General features: G+C 58.6%; 1 protein-coding gene. It reads right to left on the bottom strand.

Features of this window, described 5'->3' with window-relative positions; all coding sequences use genetic code 11:
- The coding region (tssI, locus tag CXF97_RS13970; protein ID WP_157830891.1) for a type VI secretion system tip protein TssI/VgrG at positions 1 to 1,094 on the bottom strand (1,094 nt) is incomplete at both ends.

A 1,094-nucleotide genomic window follows, 5' to 3' on the forward strand; every position in this document is an offset into this window, starting at 1 on the left:
CCCGGCCCAATTCGATGAAACCCTGATCCAGCAACTGCTGCGCTCACTATCGAGTTCGGCGCGGTCCCAATCGAACTCGCACTTAATGCGTCCTAAATCATCACAATGGGTTTCTTCATGGGCCGGCCCGGTGACCCGTGCGGTCTGACAGACCAGCGGGCGACGTGGCGCTGGCAACGGTGGGCGAAACACCACCTCGGCGGGGATTACGCTGAAGGTGTTGCGATACCCCTGGGTTAAACCATCAGCGGCTTGGGTGTCACTGATGATCGACTCTTCGAGCACTTGTGGCTGGCGGCCGAGGTGACGAATGCTGATTAATAACCACAGGTCATTGCAGCTTTTGCGCGGGTGTCCGGTCAGTTTGAAGAGATGGCCACAGCGCAGATTTGCCTGATCGCTTTGACCTTCGCCCAACTCATAGTCGCGGCGATGGCGCTCCAGCGCCTGCCGAGCCATTTGCTTGCCGGACTTTTCATTCTCGATCAACAGCGGGTACCGATAGTCCTCCAGCACCGGCGTGAACTCGGCGGTGAAGTGGCTTTCGAGCAGCAGGCTCGGACGTTTGAGGTCATAGTCACGGCGGGTGACGGTGCTGGTGCGGGTGCTGGTTCGCACACTGAAGCGGCTGACCACCGAGTGCTCGGCGACCATGCCGGAGTCTTGTTGATAGGGCGTGGCACCGAGTGTGGGCAGGAACACCTGATCATCGGTGAACACCAACAGGTGCCCGTCCGCCGAGTGCTGGTGATGCCAGGCAATACCGTCCTCGGCGCATAACCTCTGGATGAATTCAAAATCTGATTCCGCGTACTGAGTGCAGTAATCACGAGGCGGGTTCGCAGTAACGTGAAAGGTGAATGCATCACCTTGAATGCCATGCTTCTTGAGCACCTGCGCAATGATCTGCGGCACCGTGTGCTGCTGAAAAATCCGCTGATCGTGGCTGAACTGCAAATAGTGCAGCGCGGGTACCAGCGTCAGGTGATAGCGGGTCAGGCGCTTGCCCGCCTCGCCGACGAGCACGTCTTCGATACGCCCGTGAATGCCTTCGCCGTTGTGGCCAAATTGCAGAAATGCCGGTTGGCTGAGCA

Source organism: Pseudomonas sp. Choline-02u-1, assembly GCF_002836515.1.
GTDB lineage: Bacteria > Pseudomonadota > Gammaproteobacteria > Pseudomonadales > Pseudomonadaceae > Aquipseudomonas.